At 38.9% G+C, this 8,406-nt stretch carries 10 protein-coding genes; 5 read left to right on the plus strand and 5 right to left on the minus strand.

The window, feature by feature from the left end; translation table 11 throughout:
* Together M901_RS15160 and M901_RS15165 are read right to left on the minus strand one after the other, a co-directional pair.
* On the minus strand, positions 1 to 279 hold a 279-nt coding region (locus M901_RS15160; RefSeq protein WP_255345262.1), incomplete at its 3' end, for an RHS repeat-associated core domain-containing protein.
* Between the two features lie 606 nt (positions 280 to 885).
* Positions 886 to 1,758 carry a fatty acid desaturase gene (locus tag M901_RS15165; protein WP_021279097.1) on the minus strand — a complete coding sequence of 291 codons (873 nt, stop codon included), beginning with the start codon at positions 1,756 to 1,758 and terminating at the stop codon, positions 886 to 888.
* A 158-nt stretch (positions 1,759 to 1,916) separates the two neighbouring features.
* Between M901_RS15165 and M901_RS15170 the strand changes: the two genes are divergently transcribed.
* The 4 genes from M901_RS15170 (at position 1,917) to M901_RS15185 (ending at position 4,472) form a co-directional block, all read left to right on the plus strand.
* Positions 1,917 to 2,873, plus strand: coding sequence for a hypothetical protein (locus M901_RS15170; protein ID WP_034722584.1), 957 nt, complete (start codon positions 1,917 to 1,919; stop codon positions 2,871 to 2,873).
* The gene (locus tag M901_RS15175; protein WP_021279093.1) at positions 2,867 to 3,262 is read left to right on the plus strand and encodes a hypothetical protein; all 396 of its coding nucleotides are present in this window, start codon (positions 2,867 to 2,869) and stop codon (positions 3,260 to 3,262) included. Before M901_RS15170 ends, M901_RS15175 begins: the two co-directional genes overlap by 7 nt.
* A gap of 2 nt (positions 3,263 to 3,264) precedes the next feature.
* The gene (locus M901_RS15180) at positions 3,265 to 4,221 is read left to right on the plus strand and encodes a thrombospondin type 3 repeat-containing protein (RefSeq protein WP_021279095.1); all 957 of its coding nucleotides are present in this window, start codon (positions 3,265 to 3,267) and stop codon (positions 4,219 to 4,221) included.
* Between the two features lie 65 nt (positions 4,222 to 4,286).
* On the plus strand, positions 4,287 to 4,472 hold the full coding sequence (locus M901_RS15185) for a hypothetical protein (protein ID WP_021279099.1): 186 nt from the start codon (positions 4,287 to 4,289) through the stop codon (positions 4,470 to 4,472).
* 53 nt (positions 4,473 to 4,525) lie between these two features.
* Here the strand turns inward: M901_RS15185 and M901_RS15190 are convergent, their stop codons facing one another.
* Positions 4,526 to 6,013: a sodium:alanine symporter family protein gene (locus M901_RS15190; RefSeq protein WP_021279090.1), complete on the minus strand. Its 1,488-nt coding sequence runs from the start codon at positions 6,011 to 6,013 to the stop codon at positions 4,526 to 4,528.
* Positions 6,014 to 6,197: 184 nt separating this feature from the next.
* Here M901_RS15190 and M901_RS15195 point away from each other — a divergent pair, with 184 nt between their 5' ends.
* Positions 6,198 to 6,407 carry a hypothetical protein gene (locus tag M901_RS15195; protein ID WP_021279098.1) on the plus strand — a complete coding sequence of 70 codons (210 nt, stop codon included), beginning with the start codon at positions 6,198 to 6,200 and terminating at the stop codon, positions 6,405 to 6,407.
* 29 nt (positions 6,408 to 6,436) lie between these two features.
* Here the strand turns inward: M901_RS15195 and M901_RS15200 are convergent, their stop codons facing one another.
* Together M901_RS15200 and M901_RS15205 are read right to left on the minus strand one after the other, a co-directional pair.
* Positions 6,437 to 7,204 (minus strand): transporter substrate-binding domain-containing protein, encoded by a 768-nt coding sequence (locus tag M901_RS15200; RefSeq protein ID WP_021279091.1) that lies wholly within the window; start codon positions 7,202 to 7,204, stop codon positions 6,437 to 6,439.
* 20 nt (positions 7,205 to 7,224) lie between these two features.
* The gene (locus tag M901_RS15205; RefSeq protein WP_034722589.1) at positions 7,225 to 8,283 is read right to left on the minus strand and encodes a PQQ-dependent sugar dehydrogenase; all 1,059 of its coding nucleotides are present in this window, start codon (positions 8,281 to 8,283) and stop codon (positions 7,225 to 7,227) included.
* Positions 8,284 to 8,406 lie beyond the last annotated feature (123 nt).

Here is an 8,406-nt window from a genome sequence, read left to right on the forward strand (position 1 = left end):
TGGACTATTTTTTACATATCTATATAGATTGTAATCTCCTGCTCTGAGTTTTATTGGATCTTCCGAAATAAACCTTCCAATCTCCGGACTGTAATATCTCGCTCGATAGTAATTAAATCCACTCTCAGCATCAATCTCACGTCCAGTATACCCATAAGTCAAAAGACTATCCTTACCAAGAGTAATCTTCTGATGATTCTTATCAAAAACAGTCATTCTTCCAAAAGAATCATAAACAAGATTAAAGAACTCACCATTACTTCTTTCAACTTTAACAATTGATCCAAGTCCATCAGCGTAATAAGTTTCATCAAAGTCCCTACCAAACCTTTAATTGGCTCATCAATCCCCGGGCCGTGAAGGTACTTCATAACTAAATTAAAAGATCCATCTTCTTGTTTTTCAAAGATCGCTAAAATATCTTCTCTGTCATAGATGTAACTTCTTTCTAGTCCATCGATATTTTTGTAGATTCTTCTTCCGAAACATCGTATTCATATTGTATCACAGAGCTTGGATTTTCTACAGCGAAGGCTTCTTTTCAATTCTAACTAACTGACTTTCAGAAGTCCAAGTGTATAACTCAACTCTCCTGTTGCCTTATTTGTTTGTGACAGCATGTTTCCATTATTATCATATGAAAAACATGAGTTTCATTTTCAAGTAGCCTATTATTTAAATCATAACTGGCCGGACTAGATTGTCCGTTACGAAGTAATCTATTTCCTAAATCATCATAAGTGAAGGACTCATTCTCTTCGCCCTTTAGTGAGTGCGTCGCGCTTACTAACTGGCCAGTCTCATCATAATCAAAACTCAGATTAGAATTAACAAATGAGAGATAGTGAGAGATAGGAAGAAGAAATTTATTTCTGTGACACAGAGTTAAGTCAATATAGTTCCAGCTTTCTGCTGTGCTTTTCTTCGATGAAGAAGAGGAAGCTTCACATCCCAAATAAGTCCCATCTTCTCAAGTAAGAGAATCGTAAGATAACCCAGATCTAGTTCAAACCATTGAATACCAATTCGGGCAGAGTATGGGAATGTGTGATGATTGTGATGCCAACCCTCGCCTGCTGTTAGCCAAGCAAGCCAAGGGATATTTCCACTCTTATCACCTTTTTCGCATTGATGATCTTTAAATGGACGACTTCCTCTTACATGGCCAATGGAGTTCACACAGAAAGTTAAGTGGACGTGAACAAGAGTGTTAATAATATAAACCCAAATAAGAATCTGAAATCCACTCGTACCACTTTGTGGGTAGTAATGAGCAATAAGCTCTCCACTTAAATAGAGCAAAGCTGCAAAACTTAGCATAAAGAGATCGTGGTACTTATTAAAGATCATGAGCTCTGGATATTTTTTGAAGTCTTTGACTAAGGCCTCGTCTGTTTTCATACTCTCGGCCTTTAAGGCCCAGCCAATATGCCCGCCCCAAAGTCCAAGTTGATGAGGACTATGAGGATCACCAGGAAGATCACAATGACGGTGGTGCTTTCTATGTTTAGAGGCCCACCAAAGAGGCCCGCGCTGTGCACAGAGTCCGCCCCATAGTGCCAGAATGAATTGGAAGAATCGCGTGGTTTTAAAAGCTCGGTGAGCAAAGTAGCGATGATAGGCCACTGTCAATCCTAGGGCCCTCACAAAGAAGAAAAACACAAAGAAGCCAATTGCTGTCGCAGATACCCCTACCTTAAAAACAAAGAGGGCCAGCATGTGGACAATGATGAGTCTTAATAAGAGTTTATTCTTCATTTGAATAATATAGGGGAATTTCTAAGTTAAATGCCTGAAATTGTAATAATTATCTACCTATCAAAGTTTTAGACACTATAAAATCTGTATAATTTTCAAGCCATGTGCGATGCGTCATCAATTGTGGTAAATAGGCTTATCTATTATAGGAGAGAAAGATGAATATAACGCTAAAAAAGGTAGTCAATACCTCAATTTGCTTGATTGCCGCACTACAGATGGTCTCATGTAAAGTCGTGAGTAACAGAAGTATTAACCGCAATTTCGATGGATTCGTTGAGTCCCTAGAAAACAATCAAAAGAGTCTAGATAATGATATCAAGATTCAGATGGCCGAAGAATTAAAGACAAAGGCCAATCAAATTGCAAAATTGATTAATCGTGCCCCAAGGCTAGAGACTTGGAGAGATCGTGAGTATGGTCCAGGACGAGAAAGAAGCGTTGATGTTTATAATGAAAGTAAAGACAAGATTAGAACTTGGATGTTAGATGTAAAAAACCTCACGATGGATATTCATGCCATTACTTATGAGGCCGGAAAGAATTCATACGCAACTTCTGAAGACGGTAGAATGCTTAACTCTCCTGTGCAAATGGCACAGAATGAGATGATCACACTTTACTCTCTAACTTATCTTAGAAATTTAAGTGAGGGATATATTACAAGATCTCTTGGCTACATTAATAAACTGGCCAGCAAGAAAATGCAGAAGTTTTCGGCCAATGATGATGAGTTTAAATTAGAAGTTATGGAACAGTATATGGCCTATATGGGAATGATGAAAATCATTGACGAAGACGCCAAGAAAACTCTGACAAAATTAAAGAGAATGAGAGATAAGAAAATACTCCCAATTGAGTATAGCGAGAATATCTCTACACTTCTAAACGAAGGAAAGAAAAAGAATAAGAAGAAAATGGACGCCTTTGCAAAGTTTAAAACAGAGACTTTAACACAAGAACAAGTTAAAGAATTTGATAATGCTCTTTCACAATTTGAAGAAACATTTGAAAGAAGTCACTTCTCTTTGGTCCGGCAAATCCAGATCACCCACTTCTACACTTATTTGTTATTGCCTCAAACCTTTCATGGGGTCTTATTAACACAATGGTAGGAGTTGCCTTTGTTGCCACAGCGGCAATCCTTACACCAGTAAGCCGTGTCGTTAATGGACTAATTAATACACTCGCACCAAGATTTATGTTTAGAATGTATGAGTTTGAATTTCCACAAATTAGAGTTTCACAATCTAAAATGCAACTCTATGCAAATGTTTGTGGACTTGGAATTGTATCAGGAAAAATGTCGGCCGGTCTTTTTGAGCTCGATTTCTGTTCAGGATACAGCTTTGCCTCAGGTCACGAGGGAGGACACGCTAAGCAATCGGCACTACTTGGTCCATTGTATTTTCCAGCAGCAATCCTCTCTTACATTATGGTAGGTGGACATGGTGGATTCATTGAATCATGGGCCGATATTTGGGCCGTTGATGGGAGATGGTAGGATTGTTTCCTAAACTCTCTCTCCTATTCCTACTCACACTACTTGGACAAACGCTCCTGGCCACGCCAATGTGGGGTGAGAAACTCAACTACAATACTGGAGATGGTCCCATTATCAAAGATGTGACTATCTCCGATAATTTCTTTCTCTTTGAAGACGAAGATTTTGATGGGTTTAGCGATAAAACAGATCATGATTTAGATGGCGACGGCATCCACAATATTGTCGATCTCGATCCAGTTAATCCCAATATCAAAGGTATTGATATTGACCAAGACGGGATATTTGCCAATGTCGATATCGACTTCACACTCCACATTCAAAAGAATGAGAAGGCCCATGCAGCACAAATTCAAAATGAGATTTTTAATCAATATGGAATCACATTAGTTATTGCGGCCAAGACTGAGCTTAGAGAAATAAAAATAATTCAAGAACTACTTCAAAGAGATATTGTGACTAGGTTTAACCATCTCGATGTCATTGTGATTGATGAAAGGAATAAGAATAATTCAAACTATCGCGGACTCTATGAGAAAAGTTGGAAGCAACTCACACTCTATAAAACACAGCTTAAAGAAATTGAAGAATTCGAGATGACACTAACTCATGAATTCTTCCACGTTATCGCACAAGAAGATAAGGCCTTTTATCGTGAATTCATCAATGCTGTTGGATGGCAAAACAATTTCTATCAGCACAATGGAGACAAATCTCACACAAGATTTCAAGTCGCTCGTAATAGTTTCCATACGGGAATTAACAAGCAGCTCCTAAACTCTAATAACTTCCCTTCCCTCTACAGTGCCAGCTCACCAGAGGAGATGTTCGCGGAAGTAGGCGCAGCAACTCTTTTACAAGACAAGTCAAAACATTATTTATTTTTAACGCGTTTTTCTCAGTATAAGGAATTCAAAAGTTCTCTCGCCCATCAATTAATGTCAGACTACCTGCACTAAATTTGCTCTGTTCACTTTTTTTCTCTATAATATAAGGACACACAACACTTATTACGGAGGCATGAATGAGTGATCTATCACAGGAAGTTAAGTCTGAACTTGAAGAACAAATTAAGACACTAGAATCTCAACTGACGGGAAATCTTTTTGATGATATGGATATCAAAGATCAAATCCATAATATTAAAATGAAAATCAATGGTGTTAAGCCAGTTTCAAGCACATTTGAATGTGTGGGTTGTGGAAGCTAATAAAAACATCCATATAAAAAGAAAAGGGCCTTTGATAGGCCCTTTTTTTATTCTTATTTGTAAACTGGCATCTCTCCAGCTTCATATCTTTTTACATAATCATCGACTTTATCTTTCACAAGTTTACTCATATAGATCATCCCAAGAATATTTGGGAAGGCCATTGAAAGAAGTGAAAGGTCGGCAAAATCAACAACATTTTGAATAGAAAGTACTGGCCCTAGAATGATGATAAAAACATAAACAAGACGATACATTCTGATCGCATTATGTCCCATTTTTCTACCTAATAGATACTCTGTGGCACGCTCTCCATAGTATGACCATGAGATAACTGTTGAGTAAGCAAAGACACAAATGGCAACCATAAGAAGATATGGCATGAAACTACCAAGAGTTCCAAAGGCCGCTGCTGTGATCTCAACACCCTTTCCAGCAAGTTCTGGTTGAAGATGAGCTCCAGTGATAAGAATTGTCAGGGCCGTCATTGTACAAACAATATGTGTATCAATAACTGGACCAATCATAGCAACAACACCCTCTCTAACAGGTTCTTTTGTTTTGGCCGCAGAGTGAGCGATGGCCGCGGAACCAAGACCGGCTTCGTTTGAAAAAGACGCTCTCTTAACCCCTTGGATCATAACCCCTAAGAAACCACCAAAGGCCGCCTCAGGTGAGAATGCTTGAGTTACAATTGAAGCAAGTAGACTTGGAATTGCTGAAGCATTTGAGAAGAGAATAATCATACAAGTGATAACATAGAATCCACACATCAAAGGAATAAGTTTTGATGTTACTTCACCGATTCTCTTAATCCCACCAACAAGAACAACACCTGCTAAGAAAGCCAGGGTCACTCCGACAACCCATGGGTTGGCCGCTGGGAATTGTGCTTTGATAATTTCATAAGTTTGGTTTGCTTGGAAGAGGTTCCCTCCACCAAAAGAAGCAAGAATTGTCATAATAGAGAAGAAGATCCCTAGAGTTGCACCAAGACGTGCAAATCCTCTCTCTTTAAGCCCTTCAGCAAGATAGACCATTGGCCCACCAAGCATTGCACCTTGAGAGTCCTTAGTTCGATAAAGTTGAGCAAAAGTACAAGATGAAAACTTAAGTGACATTCCAAAGAAGGCCACAAGCCAAAGCCAGAAAATGGCCCCCGGACCACCGGCCCCAATTGCTACCGCAACACCTGCGATATTTCCTAAACCAACAGTCGCTGACAGGGCAGATGTCAAGGCCTGAAAGTGTGAGATTTCCCCTTCATCATCAGGGTTATCATACTTACCTCTTACAACATCAATGGCATGCTTAAAGAGTCTCACATTGATAAATCCGTAACGGAATGTGAAGAATAATCCTCCGGCAACCATGACAAAGAGAATAAGTGGCAATCCAATAAATGGGATTGGCCAAAATAAAATTGGTGCATAAGCTCCATTAATCTTTCCAAAGACATCATTAACTAATGCTTGGAAATCGGCTTGTGCGAATACAGGTGACGACATCAATGTCATCAATGCTAAAAGCAGTTTTCTCATAAAACGTCCCTTCCTTCTATGCGTATGTTTTCGTGTGTAAATTAAATTGTAGAGTAAATAAAAACGTGTTGTCATGTATTTAACCGGTTTTTTTTTAGACACCAAGCGCAAACATCTTAAGAAATGCTAGAAATTCTCTCCTTCTAGATATATGATATTATTATAAATAATAAAGGAGAGACCTATGAGCGCACTTCCAAGCTTTGAAGAGGCCGTAAAGCTACTGAGAAACGCAGTGAAGTATTCAAATATTAAGAACCAAAAGCATTTGGATCTTTCACTTATCAACGCAAAAGAGAGACTTGAGTATCACAAGGCCCTTATGGTTGTTCAATCTTCTGTTAAAAGAGGTGAACTCTCACAGGCCGATCTCAACGAAAAACTAGGACTCTAGTAAGAATTCACTGGGTGGGAATCTTCCACTCAGTGAGAACTTTTCATTTTATCTATTTTATATTTCTTCAAAAACTCGTAATAACCCTGACCTTTTAAATTCATCTTTCTAATTTCATCATCAATTTGACGAATAATTTTCTTATCCACATGCTTTGAAAAGGCCAAGTAGAAATCCATTCGTGACTCAACAAGTTCAATGGCCCTGACACCATCAACTTCATAGACAGAAGGCAGACAAACTTGGATCAGCCCATAAACATTCTTGCGATAATTGAGAAGATTGAACATCTTCTTCATTGGATTTATCCCGTGAATATATGTCACATTAAAGTTCTTAAGACTCTCCTTCACGACTCTTTCAAGAATAAAATCATTGGGTAGCATGAGCTTTCCCCCTTCTTTTAAAATCCTATCTCGAGTTTTGATGGCCGAATCATTTGTTATCAGACAAGGAGTCGCCGAGACAATTGGAACACTTCCAAAGTTAAACTTCTCCATTCTCTCAGGTGTTTTTAAAAGGGCCATAAGAACATCAATGCGATTCTTTTCAAGCTCCCCAAGGCCCCTCTTTATCGGTAAGTGTGAAAAGCTATGATCAATATGAGCATTTGAAAGAATTGTCTCGATAAATTTGATCCCGGGACCAATGGCCTTATCCTTAGTTTTAAACATATGTGGATAAGCGTTATAATAGACAATACGCAGCTTCTGGCCTTGTGAGAAGGCCTGTGAGCTAAAGAAAATTGTCGCCAAAATCCCTGTTAGAAAATAAAGTCGCTTCTTAAAAAAACTCATGCGCCTATTCTACCACTTCTCTATTTGAAAACTTTGATTATTTTCCCACTATCAGTGGAAATATAGAGATGCCCATCTTTTCCATTTGCTACATGGCGAATTCTTTCCTTTAAGCTACTTAGAAGAGATTCTTGTTTGGTAACCTTAAAATTTCCCTGTTCCTGCGATAAAACAAGGCGACGTAAATGACGTGATCCCAAATTGGCCAAGAAGACATTTCCCTTCCAATCAGAAACTTTATCACCACGATAAAAGACCATCCCAGACGGGGAAATACTTGGACTCCAGTGCACAACTGGTTGCTCCATCCCCTTTTTATGTGTGTCTCCAATACTTGGTCCCCAATATTCCTTTCCATAGGTAATTACCGGCCAACCATAATTTAGTGCTTTCTTGATATGATTGAGCTCATCTCCTCCACGAGGACCGAACTCACAACTAAAGAGCTCTCCACTAACAGGATCAAAATCAATTCCTTGAGGGTTACGATGTCCCCAGCTCCAAATGGATTTGAGTTGATTATTTTTTCCAAATGGATTGTCCTTCGGAATAGTTCCATCTAAATGAAGCCTCACAATAGACCCATTGTGCTTAGAGAGATCTTGTGCATACTTTCTCTCACCACGATCACCGATAGTGACATAGACAAACTGATCCTTAAAGGCCATTCGCGAGCCAAAGTGTCTTGAAGTATCACTTACAACATCGGCCACAAAGAGATCTTCATGTGCACTTAGTTTGCCATCTTTATAAAGAGCGCGCCCCATGGCCGTTGTCCAAAGATCCTTCACCTCTTTGGAGTAAGTATAATACAGAAATGTCTTTCCCTTAATCTCAACGACCTTCAAATCTAGAAGCCCGCCTTGTCCACCGGCCTTTACTTTAGGCGACACAAGCAATTTGCTCTTCTTGCTTTTCAAATCGAAGTGATAAAGCTCTCCACTTCTAAGAGACACGAAACCACTATGTTGATCAAGGAAGTCAAATCCCCAAACAACTCCATCAAACTTCATAACCTGCTCAGTCTTAACCAATGCCGATGCAGAAAACATTATCATCACTAAAAATATAAATTTCATTTGTTAAGTATAACAGAGCTTTCGGTGCCATGCACTTTTTGTTTCGCACTTGCTAAATGGCTTATGTTGGGAAAGCCCTCTTTGATGGAGGGCTTTTTTTGTTTTTGGTTTTGTGGTTTTTTT

The sequence above is a fragment of the Bacteriovorax sp. DB6_IX genome (assembly GCF_000447775.1).
Classification (GTDB): domain Bacteria; phylum Bdellovibrionota; class Bacteriovoracia; order Bacteriovoracales; family Bacteriovoracaceae; genus Halobacteriovorax_A.